14 protein-coding genes are annotated in these 13745 nt (G+C 35.4%); 5 read left to right on the top strand and 9 right to left on the bottom strand.

Annotated features, from left to right (window positions below):
• Position 1 precedes the first annotated feature (1 nt).
• Both V6670_RS03980 and V6670_RS03975 read right to left on the bottom strand, forming a co-directional pair.
• On the bottom strand, positions 2-1324 hold the full coding sequence (locus tag V6670_RS03980) for an MFS transporter (RefSeq protein WP_058843413.1): 1323 nt from the start codon (positions 1322-1324) through the stop codon (positions 2-4).
• A gap of 724 nt (positions 1325-2048) precedes the next feature.
• A complete protein-coding gene (locus V6670_RS03975) occupies positions 2049-2369 on the bottom strand; it encodes a helix-turn-helix domain-containing protein (protein ID WP_036125834.1) in 321 nt (106 codons plus the stop codon).
• A 155-nt stretch (positions 2370-2524) separates the two neighbouring features.
• Here V6670_RS03975 and V6670_RS03970 point away from each other — a divergent pair, with 155 nt between their 5' ends.
• Positions 2525-2917, top strand: a complete 393-nt coding sequence (locus V6670_RS03970) for a DoxX family protein (protein WP_036125836.1) — start codon at positions 2525-2527, stop codon at positions 2915-2917.
• A 60-nt stretch (positions 2918-2977) separates the two neighbouring features.
• Here V6670_RS03970 and V6670_RS03965 read toward each other — a convergent pair whose 3' ends face one another.
• The 3 genes from V6670_RS03965 to V6670_RS03955 all read right to left on the bottom strand — a co-directional run bounded on the left by V6670_RS03965 (position 2978) and on the right by V6670_RS03955 (position 4606).
• Complete coding sequence (locus V6670_RS03965; RefSeq protein WP_338652739.1) at positions 2978-3844, bottom strand: NAD(P)-dependent oxidoreductase; 867 nt, start codon at positions 3842-3844, stop codon at positions 2978-2980.
• A 302-nt stretch (positions 3845-4146) separates the two neighbouring features.
• Positions 4147-4323 carry an aspartyl-phosphate phosphatase Spo0E family protein gene (locus tag V6670_RS03960; protein WP_080717115.1) on the bottom strand — a complete coding sequence of 59 codons (177 nt, stop codon included), beginning with the start codon at positions 4321-4323 and terminating at the stop codon, positions 4147-4149.
• A gap of 94 nt (positions 4324-4417) precedes the next feature.
• Complete coding sequence (locus V6670_RS03955; protein ID WP_036125841.1) at positions 4418-4606, bottom strand: hypothetical protein; 189 nt, start codon at positions 4604-4606, stop codon at positions 4418-4420.
• A 123-nt stretch (positions 4607-4729) separates the two neighbouring features.
• On the opposite strand from V6670_RS03955, the gene V6670_RS03950 reads away from it, so the two are divergent.
• The 3 genes from V6670_RS03950 (at position 4730) to V6670_RS03940 (ending at position 6366) form a co-directional block, all read left to right on the top strand.
• Complete coding sequence (locus tag V6670_RS03950; RefSeq protein WP_004224583.1) at positions 4730-4918, top strand: DUF2187 family protein; 189 nt, start codon at positions 4730-4732, stop codon at positions 4916-4918.
• A gap of 79 nt (positions 4919-4997) precedes the next feature.
• The gene (locus tag V6670_RS03945) at positions 4998-5615 is read left to right on the top strand and encodes a CPBP family intramembrane glutamic endopeptidase (protein WP_036125844.1); all 618 of its coding nucleotides are present in this window, start codon (positions 4998-5000) and stop codon (positions 5613-5615) included.
• 61 nt (positions 5616-5676) lie between these two features.
• Complete coding sequence (locus tag V6670_RS03940) at positions 5677-6366, top strand: hypothetical protein (RefSeq protein WP_058845178.1); 690 nt, start codon at positions 5677-5679, stop codon at positions 6364-6366.
• 85 nt (positions 6367-6451) lie between these two features.
• On the opposite strand, the gene V6670_RS03935 is transcribed toward V6670_RS03940, so the two are convergent.
• On the bottom strand, positions 6452-6898 hold the full coding sequence (locus tag V6670_RS03935; protein WP_141904826.1) for a MarR family transcriptional regulator: 447 nt from the start codon (positions 6896-6898) through the stop codon (positions 6452-6454).
• Positions 6899-7018: 120 nt separating this feature from the next.
• A complete protein-coding gene (locus V6670_RS03930) occupies positions 7019-8386 on the bottom strand; it encodes an ATP-binding protein (RefSeq protein ID WP_338652728.1) in 1368 nt (455 codons plus the stop codon).
• A gap of 310 nt (positions 8387-8696) precedes the next feature.
• Here V6670_RS03930 and V6670_RS03925 point away from each other — a divergent pair, with 310 nt between their 5' ends.
• Complete coding sequence (locus V6670_RS03925; RefSeq protein WP_338652727.1) at positions 8697-10436, top strand: radical SAM protein; 1740 nt, start codon at positions 8697-8699, stop codon at positions 10434-10436.
• A gap of 993 nt (positions 10437-11429) precedes the next feature.
• Here V6670_RS03925 and V6670_RS03920 read toward each other — a convergent pair.
• Together V6670_RS03920 and V6670_RS03915 are read right to left on the bottom strand one after the other, a co-directional pair.
• Positions 11430-12785, bottom strand: a complete 1356-nt coding sequence (locus V6670_RS03920) for a potassium transporter TrkG (RefSeq protein ID WP_141904823.1) — start codon at positions 12783-12785, stop codon at positions 11430-11432.
• Positions 12786-12893: 108 nt separating this feature from the next.
• Positions 12894-13655: a TerC family protein gene (locus V6670_RS03915; protein ID WP_338652724.1), complete on the bottom strand. Its 762-nt coding sequence runs from the start codon at positions 13653-13655 to the stop codon at positions 12894-12896.
• Positions 13656-13745 lie beyond the last annotated feature (90 nt).

Here is a 13745-nt window from a genome sequence, read left to right as displayed (position 1 = left end):
CCTACTTGCTATTTCCATTTTTATCATTAACTTTTAGATGTACCAATAGGCCGATTACTGTCATCACTATTAATGTGGATAACGCGACACGACTAGCAAGGGTGCCATAATCCTTCATCCATAATGTCACTGTTCCATATACGGCTGGACCGATAATCGATGATACTTTACCTGAAAAGGCAAATAAGCCGAAAAACTGCCCGCGTTTCTCATATGGTGATAATTCAATAATATAGGTCCTAGATGTCACCCACATGGATCCAAGGGATATCCCAAATAGACTACCTGCTAGCCAGAACATCCATTGTGCTGAGGCAAAAACAGCGAACACTAAAGCGATAATCATAATGAGCGCAACTATCGTAATGGCACGTTTAGCTCCTATGGATTTCGTTATATAGCCAAATGCAAGAGAACCAATGATTGTTGATACCGTAGAGACCAAATAAAGAACGATAAACTGACCAGAACTAAATCCAACAATTGCCGTAGCATAAACAGCCATCATGGCGATCGTCGTAGCAATGGCATCATTTAAAAAGAAATAAGCAATCATGAACGTAAAAATGGCCTTATATTGCTTCATATCCTTAAAAGTTTGAATGATTTCTTTATAGCCGTCTAAAAACTTTATGGACTTGCGCTGCGCTTTTGGAATAGGTGTATCTTTATTAATTAAAAATAATGGCAATGAAAATAATAAATACAAGATAGCTGTTGGAATAAACGCTCGGTGAAAATCGCTGTTACCAACATATAAATATACAAGTAATCCAAAAAGTGTGCCCAAATAACCAATTGCAACTCCATACCCTGAGATTAATGGCATCTCTTCTTTTGTTCCTAAATCACCCATCATAGAGTCGTAGAATACTAGACTTGAATTAAAGAAAAATTTTGCAATGACAAAGCTTGCAACTACTAAAAATAAACTAAGAGGGACACCTGAGTAGTTGGTTGTCGATTGTACATTTGCAAAGATCCCCATCATAAATGTAAAAAGAATGGAAATAGATGCAAACCATACGATAAACCTCTTTTTGTAGCCAGTGTTATCAATCCAAACCCCAAAAAGCGGTGAAAAGATAACGAGCAACAAGCTTGCAATCGCATTGGCGTAGGATATAAAGGTGCTTGCTACTTGTTGCATGACTTCATTCGTACCCAGCACTTCATCCATGTAAAACGGGAAAAAAATTGTATTTATATTTGAAGAAAAAATTGTATTCGCAAAATCATAAAATGCCCATGAAAGTATTGGCAATGATAAATAAATGGCTAACTGACTTCGATGCTGTACATCGATTGCTGTACCTTTCTTCATATAAAACCTCCCCTCTATTTTCTATAATAATCAATTAACCTCTCTCTGTAATAAAAAATATCTTTTTTTAAAGAAAATTAATATTATTTACAATATAACAGCAATTTCATTGAAAAATAACTGCCAAATGATCGATAAATGAACACTCATTTTCCATCGTTTTCCGTGTAAATCAAAAAAAAGATCTTTTGACAAGGTGAGGGGGGTTGATTTCCGTTCCGCCGGCGTCCTTTCCAGGGGGCGTCCGATGAGCCGCTTCACTCACTGCGTTCGCTCCAGGGTCTCCTCTGGGACGCTAATCTCCTAGGAGTGACACTGGCTCCACTCCAATCAACCATTCTGTAAAAGTGTCTTTTCCTGAACAAAATAGCCCTTTATTTATATTATTAGAGAGAGGATAGGATCTTATTTTCAATGTGGAGAAGTGATGAGTGACAACACCTCACCATAAAGAGTAGTGAATACCCTTCACTTTATTTGAAGACCTTTGCTAAAAAGAAACATTTTTATGGATTGGAGTGGAAGGCTACTTGACTCCCGTGGGATAGCGAGACAGGCGAGCCTCTAAACGGAGCGGTAGCGGAGGAAGCGGCTCGGCGCTCGCCCACAGGAAAGCAAGTAGCCTGCAACGGAAATCCATTTTCACCTTTCACAAATTCTATTGATTGTTTGTTTTTCAACACTATAAAAAGGTATTCAAGCCCCTCACTTGAATACCTTTTTATCATTTTTCATTTAGTGTCACCCAGTCAGAAGACCATTGTTCAATTGCTTTTAGCACTGGCGCAATAGCATATCCCTTTTCCGTAAGCTCATACTCAATGACAACTGGTGTAGAAGGAATTACTGTACGTAACACGATTTGCTCTGTCTCTAACTCCTTTAATCGTTCTGTTAAAACACGACTGCTAATATTCAACTGATTTTTAATGGTTGAATAACGTTGTGGACCATCGAGCAACTGATAAATTAGCAAAGTATTCCATCGATGATTTAATATCATGAGTGCTTTTTCAAATCGTGGACAAATATTTTTTTGATCCAATCTACTAGCCTCCATTGTTGTTAGTTCCTATTTAACAGTATAGCACTTTTTCTAAAAAACCAATTCTAAAAATACATTAAGTTACTTGACAAAAGTTATTTTTAAAAATAAACTAGGTTACGAAATGTAAGTTAAAGAAAAGGAGTTATTTTATTATGCAAATGATTGGTTCAACTATTTTACGTGTCGTTCTTGGCATTATTTTTGCCGTACATGGTTTTCAAAAGTTTCAAGGTGGAATCAGCTACACAGCTGACTTCTTTGATAGTCTAGGTATACCAGGATTTATGGCGTATATCGTTGCGATTATTGAATTAGTAGGCGGAATTGCCATTATTTTAGGTTTAGCCACTAGAATCTTTGGCGCTTTACTAACGATTACAATGATCGTTGCTATCTTTACAGCAAAACTAAGCATTGGCTTTATCGGAGCTGATGGATTGGCTGGTTATGAATTAGATTTAGCTTTAGGCGCTATAGCTCTTTATTTTGCTTTAGCAGGAGCATCTAACTTCTCTTTAGATTCTCAACTTTTTGGTAAAGAGTAGTACTAAAAAACCTGAAGTCTCCCAAGAAATAAAGAGACTTCAGGTTTTCTATTCACGCCACTATTTATAATACTTTAGAAGAACTTGTGTACCATTATCACCATAGCCCTCTTCAATCAATTTCTCATACATGTCATATGCTAATGAAAGCCCTGGTAAAGAGATACCCATTTTTTTGGATTCATCTAAAGCAATTTTCATATCTTTGACAAAATGTTTAACATAAAAGCCTGGAGCAAAATCCCCTTGTATCATGCGTGGAGCTAAATTGCTTAAAGACCATGAGCCAGCTGCCCCTGATGCGATTGATTGTAATACCGTCGGTAAATCTAATCCTGCCTTTAAACCATATGCTAGTGATTCGCACACTCCAATCATACCTGAAGCAATGACGATTTGATTGCACATCTTTGCATGTTGCCCAGCACCCGCTTCACCTTGATAAACAATATTTTCCCCAAAATGCTTCATAATTGGCAATACCTTATCATAAGTAGCTTGATCGCCACCAATCATAATGGACAATGTACCATTTTGTGCTCCTATATCACCACCTGAAACAGGAGCATCTAAAGCCTCTACACCCATTGAAAGGGCGTGTTCATAAATTCTCTTTGCCAAGGAAGGCTCTGAAGTCGTCATATCAACGACAACGTTACCTTGCTCTGCTGTTTGGAAAAGACCATTTTGCCCAAAATATACTTCCTCAACATCTGAAGGATATCCAACCATTGTGAAGGCAATGTCACGATTTTTAAATGCTGCTGCTGGCGAACTTGCCCAAGACGCTCCCAATGCCACAAGAGGTTCTGCTTTTTCCTTTGTCCGCGTAAACACAGTTACTTCATGCCCATTTTTTATTAAATGTTTAATGATGCTAGCACCCATCACACCAGTGCCAATAAATGCTATACGTTTCTTCGTCATATGTACATGCTCCTTTATTTTAGAATGTCTGCACTCTCTGTGAGAATCCAGACTCTGTATCTTTTCAGTTTAGGTGAAGGAAACACATAATTCAAACTCTTCCCATAACTTGTACTAAACTTTTTATGTATGACATATATACCGAATAAGCGAAAAAAAAAAGAGAGCAAGTGATTGGGGGATCACTGCTCTAAAGGGGGAAATGAGAATGTTGCTGTGTTCATAGTAAGTTATTCCCCATTGAAATGCATTTTAAACATATATGTTAAAATGTTTTTACTCTGAATACTGGAACAATCTTTTTAGTTTTCTTGGTCTTTTTCTTCCTCAAATGCCATCTGTCTATAATAAGTGTTCATTAACTGATCTAATCTGCGACTCAGTTGAATGGTTTTTGCATTTTGTAACCCGTTTTCTACACCTGAGCGAATCATCATCTCACGAGTTTGTTCCATTTGTTTCAAGAGTAGATTGACCATTCATACAACCCTCCACACACAAATAATCATACCATTATTATACATTTATATTTTATTTCTTACAGCATTAACTTACGACAATGTTCGACAAATTTTAACTTCTCGGAAGTTCAGTATAAGTATATATAATCCGTCCATTTTGTTTGGCCTCACCCCTATAATGTTTAAATAAAGGATGCTTTACAAGTATTTCGCGAAATTCATAAAAATCTTCCTTTTGAATTTCAATACTTTCTATTTCCCCGTTTTGTAATTGTTTAAGCATATTTTCGTATTTTTCCATTTATTTTATACCTCTCTTTTCATCTTTTGTGTAATAAATTATGAATTATTTAAAAAAAGCTTTACGTTTCCCAAATTTTCATTCAAACTGTATATTATTAGTCGATGAAGGAGCTGACTGTCTGTGAAAATAGCTGAAGTTGGAAATATTATCGAGTTTAAAAATGGTCTACAAGGTATTGTCGAAAAGGTAAATGAAAATTCGGTGATTGTTAATTTAACATATATGGAGAATTTTGATTCCCTTGAGATTGAAGAGAAAACGGTCGTCAATCATAAACGTTATAAAATTTTATATACTAATGAAGCTTAATAGTCCGAATAGTCCCTATTTGTCTTTATAGATGATAAGGGGCTATTTTTTTGATAAAATTAAAGTATGGAGGTCGAATATGCTAACAAATTCGAAACAAACACTACTATTTCTCCTTTCTTTATTATTCGTTTATGGCATGCTTGCTTTTACCTTTGCTAACCAAGCAGTATTTTGGTACATGTATGCATTTACTTTATTAGTATGTATTGCCATCGCCATCTTAGCTGGCTCCATTGAAGATAAATTACCTACATGGCAATTTTTACTCTTTGGTATTGGATACGGTACCATCACATATGGTATCATTCGCTTTGGTTACTGGCTCGCTCCATATATTAATAATAATTTAGTACAATCCGTTCAAAAGTTTTTAACAAACTATGGACCACAAAATATTTGGCACTATGTTTTACTCGTATTCATCGTTGCCATAGGTGAAGAACTATTTTGGCGTGGTTATATCCAACAGCAGTTAAAACGCTTTATGCGTCCATCGTTGGCTGTTATAGTAACTGCAATACTGTGTGCGATATCAATTGCTCTAAGTGGTTTTATACTTGGTGTTATAGCTGTACTTTTGGCAAGTATTATTTGGGGCTTCATCTATGAGTGGAAAAAAAGTATGCCACTTGTTATTGTAGCTCATGTCGTTTTTGTACTATTATTATTTTTAGTGTTGCCTTTAACATCATAACATTTAATTTTGGAAACATTTTATCTTTACAAACGTTTAATTTAGAAAAGGAGGGTTTTTTATGCAAAAAAAATTATTTTCAATTCTTGCATTAGTACTAACAGCCGTATTAGTTGTAGGTTGTAATACCTCTGATAAAACAGGGGATTCAGATGCTCAACAAAATGAGCCATCCAATACTGGTGTTGATCAAAAACCATCTGGAGATGAAACTGCAGGCGAATCACAAGAAGAAGAGGAAACTCCTGCATCAGATGACACAAATACAGAGGATACTTCTAAACAGCCACAACAAGATGTGAAATACGTACAAAAAGGCGAAAATAAAACGGAAACAGCCACTCAGTCTGAAAGTGTCAATCAAACCTACAAGTTACAACAGCTTCCAGGATTTACAATGACACAGGAAGAACCAGGTAAAGATATGTTAGTATCTAATGATGATGACGAAGTGTTTATGCGTATTGAAACAATTGAAGCATCACAATCAAGCTTTGATGAAGTGAAAACAACTATGCAAGATTATATGAATGCTGTAGGCGAAACAGTAGCTTTAACTACTGAAGAATTAGCAGCATTTAAAAATGTTCAACATATCGAGGGTTATGTCGTAGACTTTGACACAGAGAAAGTTATTGGGGTTGTTTTTGAAAAAGATGGTCTCATTACAAAATTAACAATTCACGATAACGATAAACAAGATTTAACAGATGCTATGCTTAATATGGCAGCCACTATCTCTAAAAAATAGTAAGACAATAAGGACGATAGACAATGTCTATCGTCCTTTTATTTCCATTATAAAAAAGTTGTCTCAAATCAATGAGACAACTTTTTTAATAAGATAAATCCTTAATAGAAAGGCCAATTTTCTTTAATAACGTAATTGCTTGTTCCTTTTCTTGCGGCGATAGCACACTCATTAATTCATGCAAATGCTGCTCATGTTTTGGGAATAGCTCTGCCATAAAGGCTTCACCTTCATCAGTGATTTCTGCATATGTCACACGACGATCTGAAGGACAAGAAACACGTAATAAATAGCCTCTCTTTTCAAGCTTATCAATGACATACGTAATAGACCCACTAGCGAGCAAAATTTTATTGCCTATTTGCTGTAAAGGTTGTCTCCCTTTATGATAAAGAAGCTCTAGAACAGCAAATTCAGTTGGGTTTAAACCATTATCCTGAAATAATTGATGTGTTGTCTCATTGATCGCTTTCAATGCACGCGATAGTACAATATATAATTTTAAAGATTGTTTTAGATCTTCTGACTTCATATTCTTTTCCTCTCACTTCGCTCTTTATATGACATTATAGCGATATTAGAAAAGCATTGTCAAAAGCATTATATGATTTAGAAGGTTTTATTGTGAATTATCTCACCATTTTTACTCTATTTACGTTACTAAATAAGCAGAATCTTTTGAGGATACTTCCAATGTATCAAGTTGATTAAATGTGTAAATTGGGAACTGCAGATGGAAGCATGTCCCCTTCTGTAGTTCACTGTTAACGCCTATTACCCCATCATGTTCTTCAATCACCTTTTTCACGAAAGCAAGGCCCAGTCCTGTCCCTGTTGATTTTGTCGTGTAAAAAGGCTGGAATAGGTTTTGAAGTGTCGTGCTGTCCATGCCAACCCCTTCATCTTTAATCATAAGCTCGACAATCGCACAGTCATTTGTCGCCATTTCAACTGTAATTGTGCCACCATTATTCATGGATTCCATTGCATTTTTAATTAGGTTCATTAACACCTGCTTTAAGCGATTCTCGTTGCCACCGATATAAATTTGGTTAGAAGGAGAAATGTACTGAATCATAATATTTTTCATGAGTGCATCTGGTAGCATAAACTCAATGACTTGCTTTACAATATGATCCAGTTCTAATAATTCAACTTTCATCGTCGTTGGCTTAGACAACACTAAAAGCTCGGATAAAATTTGTTCCATCCGTTGAAGCTCACTGTCAATAACAGAGAGATACATGCGTGATTCATCATCAGCATTTAACTTTAATAATTCAGTAAATCCCTTTAAAGAAGTTAATGGGTTACGAATTTCATGCGCAATACTTGCAGCCATCTGTCCCACAACATTTAATGCTTGCTGATGCTCGACTTTATGCTGAAGTTGTTTTTTCTCTGTTTCATCATTGATAACCGTGACAATAATATTATTGTATTCATCAAAAATACTGGAAATTTCATAATAGCAAGTTCTGCTTACTTGTGTTTCATCGACCACATGAATACTTGCATGCTTGTCACCCATCAGCTTAGACAGGTATGATGTAATTTGTCCCTTTTTCAATGTAAATGAATCGAATATATGTTGATGTGCTTTATGGAGCAAATGCGAATTTTCAACTTTCAGAAACATTTCCGCATACTTATTAAGCCCAAGAATAATACCGCTAGCATCACTTACAATAACAGCATAAGGTAAATAATCGTATGCATTAAAAGATTGTGATCTTTCATGCGCCTGACTCATGTATAATTTATGAGCAACATCATCATTTAGTGTCGAAATTTGCGCAACAATTTCTTCTGTATTAGGATCATAAAAACATTTAAATGACAGCATTTCATAGTCGTTTCCAGTTGTACGAATATTAAAAATTTCTTCTGAACGTAAATCATTTTGTAATTGTTTGACGAATTTAGTCCATTTAAAATTAGATGGCTCGTCCATAGCTAAATAGCCAATATACGTTAAATTAAGATTAAAACGTTTAATAGCAGCCTCATTAACGTTCAAAATTTTTCCTGCTTTATTGAGTATAAGTGTTGGTGACGAAGTACTTTTCATAAGATTTCCAAAACATTGATTAATATCATTTTGCTTCAACTTTCTCACCGAACCTTTCAAAAGAGTAAAAAACCTCTAAATCGAATTTTGAGCCTTTACTATACTTTATGACAGCACGATTCTATTATTACAAAATTTAGTAAATTTAAGTATTTTAAATTATTTCACGAACCGTTCACAAAATAAATAGGTAAAAAGAATTATATTGTATGTCAGATACTTGACTGATACAATAAGATGTTGAAAGGAAGATTATTGCATGAATACTATTTTAACTACTTTAAATGCAAAGTATATTCACACAAATTTAGCATTGCGCTATCTTAAAGGCGCCGCTTTACCAGAATTTAATCCAATTATAGCAGAGTACACTATTAAGGATCCTGCTTTTAATATTGTATCAGATTTATTCCAAAAAAAACCTGATATTGTTGGATTTAGCTGCTACATCTGGAATATAGAAGAAACCATTCACGTTATAAAAATGTTAAAGACTGTCTGTCCAAATGTTAAAATTTTGCTAGGAGGTCCTGAGGTTTCTTACGACTCTCATCATTGGTTACGTCAAATACCAGAGGTAGACTTTATTATCATGGGCGAAGGAGAAACTTCTTTCAAACAATTATTACGCTATTTCCACGGTGAAATTTTGTTAGAGGATGTTCCAGGCATTTGTTATTTAGAGGATGGAAAAGTCAAAATTCACGCTATGCCACCTAAAATTGATCTGCGTGAATTACCAAGTCCATTCCGCTTTGAGGAGGATCTTCCCCATTTAGGTAAACGCATTCAGTATATCGAGACAAGTAGAGGCTGCCCATTTAGTTGCCAATTTTGTTTATCTTCCATTGAAGTAGGTGTACGATACTTTAACCGTGAAAAAATAAAAGAAGATATTCGTTTTTTAATGGATAACGGAGCTAGGACAATTAAATTCGTGGATCGTACCTTCAATATTAGCCGCAGCTATGCGATGGAAATGTTCCAGTTTTTAATTGATGAACATAAACCTGGTGTTGTATTCCAGTTTGAGATTACCGCAGATATTATGCGCCCTGAGGTGATTCAATTCTTAAATGACAATGCACCAAAAGGTTTGTTCCGTTTCGAAATTGGCGTACAATCTACAAACGATTTAACCAATACACTCGTGAAACGTCGTCAAAACTTTGAAAAGCTAAAACGAACAGTAACAATGGTGAAGGATGGCGGAAAAATAGATCAACATTTAGATTTAATTGCTGGTCTACCAGAGGAAGATTACGCAAGCTTCCGTCAAACGTTTAATGACGTTTTTGCGATGAGACCAGAAGAGTTACAGCTAGGATTTTTAAAGCTTTTACGTGGTACAGGCCTTCGATTAGAAGCTGAAAAGTTTGGTTATACCTATGTGGATGTCTCTCCTTACGAAATCTTTTCAAATAATGTGCTAACATTTGATGATATCGTACGCATTAAACATGCAGAGGATGTTCTTGAGAAGTATTGGAATGACCATCGGATGAATTATACGATTGAATACTTAGTTACTGAGGTCTTTGACACACCATTTGATTTTTTCCAAAACTTTGGAACGTATTGGGAAACAAAAGGTTGGTCTCGTATCGGCCATCAGTTGGAAGATTTATTCCGCCGTTTATTAATGTTTTTAGAAACTGTGGAGGGCGTGAATTTAAACATTATCCAAAGTCTCATGCAGCTTGATTATCTAATGGCACAGCAGTTCCAACCACGTAAGCTGTGGTGGAATGAACGACCAACAGAAGAGCAACAAAAAGCCCTTTATCAAGCATTACGCGAAGATCCTACTATCGCTGGCGAGGAATTTGCTAGCTTTAAGCTATCTGAGAAAGAGTTGTTTAAGCATACACTGATTATCCCTCATGGCCTTGACTATTCCAATTTCCTAAATGGCAAAATTGTACAAAAAAATGGCTATCTGTTAACCTATTTCCGTCACGGTCAGCAACCATATTTTGCATCTATCCACTCTAGTTAATAATAAAAGCTAGTCCTGTACTAACAGTCAGGACTAGTTTTTTGCTTTCTTAAACAATTCTTAAATCCTTTTCACAAAAATAACATGACTGTATATGTACTTTCTTCGACTAACTAAATGAGTTAGTCAAGTATTCATAGCCTCCCTTCAAAAGTTTAGGGCAAATGCCTTAAAGACAAGCTAGTTCTATTTTGTAAATAATACCCACAAAAATTTTAAAAATACGGGAAAAACAATTTTAAATTTTTTGAAAATTGTATGACAATTTCTTATTTTTCACCTTTTTTAATGAAAAATACGCTGGGATGTGATTTATTAAGTATCATTTGCTTCTAAACATTCCCCATTATTACGCATTTATTAGTGTAGCTTTTTTATGTGTTTTTTATTGTATTTGAACTACCTATGTTAAGGCAATTACTTTTTAATTCCTTAAAATTAACTTTTGATAGGGGACGCGAAGAAGGGGTATTCCCTTGTGTATATACATCTGTAATGACAGCTTTCGACAAATTACTTCTTTTTTATCTATATATAATAGAAGAAAGTCATTTACTATACTTACAACAACTACCAATAAATTTATTTTATTCATAAAATAATCTTTTACTTTAAACTATTATAAGATACCAATATTCAGAAACTAGATATTAGTATTGATTGGCCAAAATAGGGTAATTACTTTTTTAGAATCATATTAATAGTAATGTGTTAAATTCCTAGTTAGCATGAGTAACCGAGGTTTTTCAGATCCATACACTCTCTCAGTTATGAACTAAGAAGCTGATGTAGATATAACTTTGTTAGTACCATTCTTGCTCACAAAAATATAGAGATAACTGCAAATAGCTATTTACATGTAACCACTGAACATGAAAGAAGTCCCCTCAAAAAATTCAGTGATTATCTAGAAAATCGAACTTTCGGGGGCAAAAAAGGGCAATCTAATGATTGTCCCTTACAAAGCCCTTATATACCATCATTTCGTTATAATTACCCAATGATGATACGTTCCTTTGGATAATGGAAGCTTGATTTTTTCCCTCTACCCCCACCACCAAGTGTGTAAAGGAAGGAAATTAACCCTACTCGACCGATAAACATTAAAATAATGATAATGATTTTACCAATGACAGATAAGTCCTCGGTGATTCCTAACGACATACCACAAGTACCGAACGCTGAAGTGATTTCAAAAATGATCTGAATCAGTGATGCTTGTGGCTCTGTGATGAGTAAGATAAGTGTAGCAATTAACACCATAAAAAATGCTAATAAAATAACGACGAATGAGCGAAAGACATCTATTAAATGAATTTCTCGCCCAAATACTTGAATATCTTCTCTTCCCCTAGCAAAAGTAATTAAGAATAAAATAGCTAAGGCAAAAGTAGTTGTGCGAATCCCTCCACCAACTGAGCTTGGCGAAGAACCGATGAACATAAGGAAACTCATAAATATATCTGTTGCTTCACTAAATGTCGTAACATCGTATGTTGTCAATCCAGCCGATCTTGTTGATACTGAATGGAACATCGCCGAAAATAGCGCCTCGTGCCAGGACATTTCCTTGAAGGAATGGAAAGATTCAAGAAGTAAAATGACAAGTGCACCTACAACAAATAAAATAGCGTATGTGGATGTAGTAATTTTAGTAAATAAACTAAAACGAAAATTCGCACGTCGATTGAGCAAGAACGTTTTTAATTCGATTAATACTGGGAAGCCGATAGCACCTAACACGATCAGTACCATTGTAACCATTTGTACAAAGTAATCATCATGAAATGGCAGTAAGCTCATTCCAGTTATATCGAAACCACCATTTGTTGTAGCAGAAATGGAAGCAAATACCCCATGCAAAAAAGCTTCTTCTAATGTATCAAAATAATTGGTGAAATGCAGCGTTAAAATAATCGTACCCGCAACTTCAATGCCAAATAAAATCTTTATGATTTCACGAATTAATTTCACAACACCAGACAAATTATACTGGTTATGGTCAATCATAATTAATTGACGCTCACGCATCCCAATTTTTTTCCCCACTAGCAGCCACACAAAGGTACCAAGTGACATAATACCAATGGCCCCTAACTGTAAAATAACAAGAATCATCACAAGCCCAAAGGTTGTATAGGTTTCCGAAATAGTAATCGTTGTTAAGCCCGTGACACTAACTGCACTTACTGCTGTAAACAAGCTGTCTAAAAAGGAAATTCTTATGCCCTCTTGATGAACGCCTGGAAGTCGTAATAACAGGAAGGAAATCGCTATAGCTATAAAGTAATAAGAAACAAGTACCTGAAATGGTGTGACAAGTCTATTTGATGATTTTTTCCAAGGCACTTTAACAACTCCTCCCACATATGATGCCCAACTAGATAGATAATAGTATAGAAAAGATACATAAAAAAAGAAAGAGAAATAGTAACAACTATTCCTCCCGTTTAGATACTAATTATTTTTTTTATGACGAACTCCCACTAGGTAGCCCACAAATGCAATGCCTAGTAAGACTATCCAGAATGTTAATTCCCATGCAGTTGAATGGGGGAATTCTACAGATAGTATTCCTACTTTTTCATGAGCTAATGTTAAGACAACCAGCTTCACACCGACCCAACCAACGATAAGAAATGCTGCCGTTTCAAGTGAAGGATAATCGTTCAATACTTTAACAAACCATTGTGCTGCAAAACGCATCATAATGACACCGATAAATCCACCAAGAAGCATGACAATAAATTGTCCTCCATTGATGCCACCAATATCAAAATTTCCTAAGTGAGGCAAAGTTACAGCGATCGCAACGGCTGCCAGCATCGAATCAATAGCAAATGCAATATCTGCTGCTTCAACCTTAAGAACCGTTAACCAGAATCCAGAACCTTTTTTCTCTGCTCTTTCAGCTGTTTCCTCTTCATCATCTTTATGTTTACGCAAATCATATATATTTTTCGCAGACATAAACAATAGGTAGGCCGCACCGACTGCTTGGATTTGCCAATAGTTTACCAATACTGTAATAACAAACAAGGCGGAAAATCTGAAAATCAGTGCTCCAAATAGTCCATAAAATAACGCCTTTTTTTGCTGTTCTTGTGGTAAATGCTTGACCATCACAGCCATCACTACCGCATTATCAGCTGCAAGTAATCCTTCTAATACAACAAGGACAATTAACACCCAGCCGTATTGAAATATAATTGCTTCCATTCTAGTGCCTCCTCTAAGCTCTATCCCTAAAACGACCATTTTATCTAAAGTACAAAAGAAAAAAGCCTCTGCCCTAATTCAGGCAAAGGT

Origin of the sequence: Lysinibacillus sp. Y5S-8, from assembly GCF_036894365.1 — a bacterium.
Lineage (GTDB): Bacteria > Bacillota > Bacilli > Bacillales_A > Planococcaceae > Lysinibacillus > Lysinibacillus fusiformis_D.
Note: the sequence above shows the minus strand (reverse complement) of the source record. Positions and strands in the feature narration are given on the sequence as shown.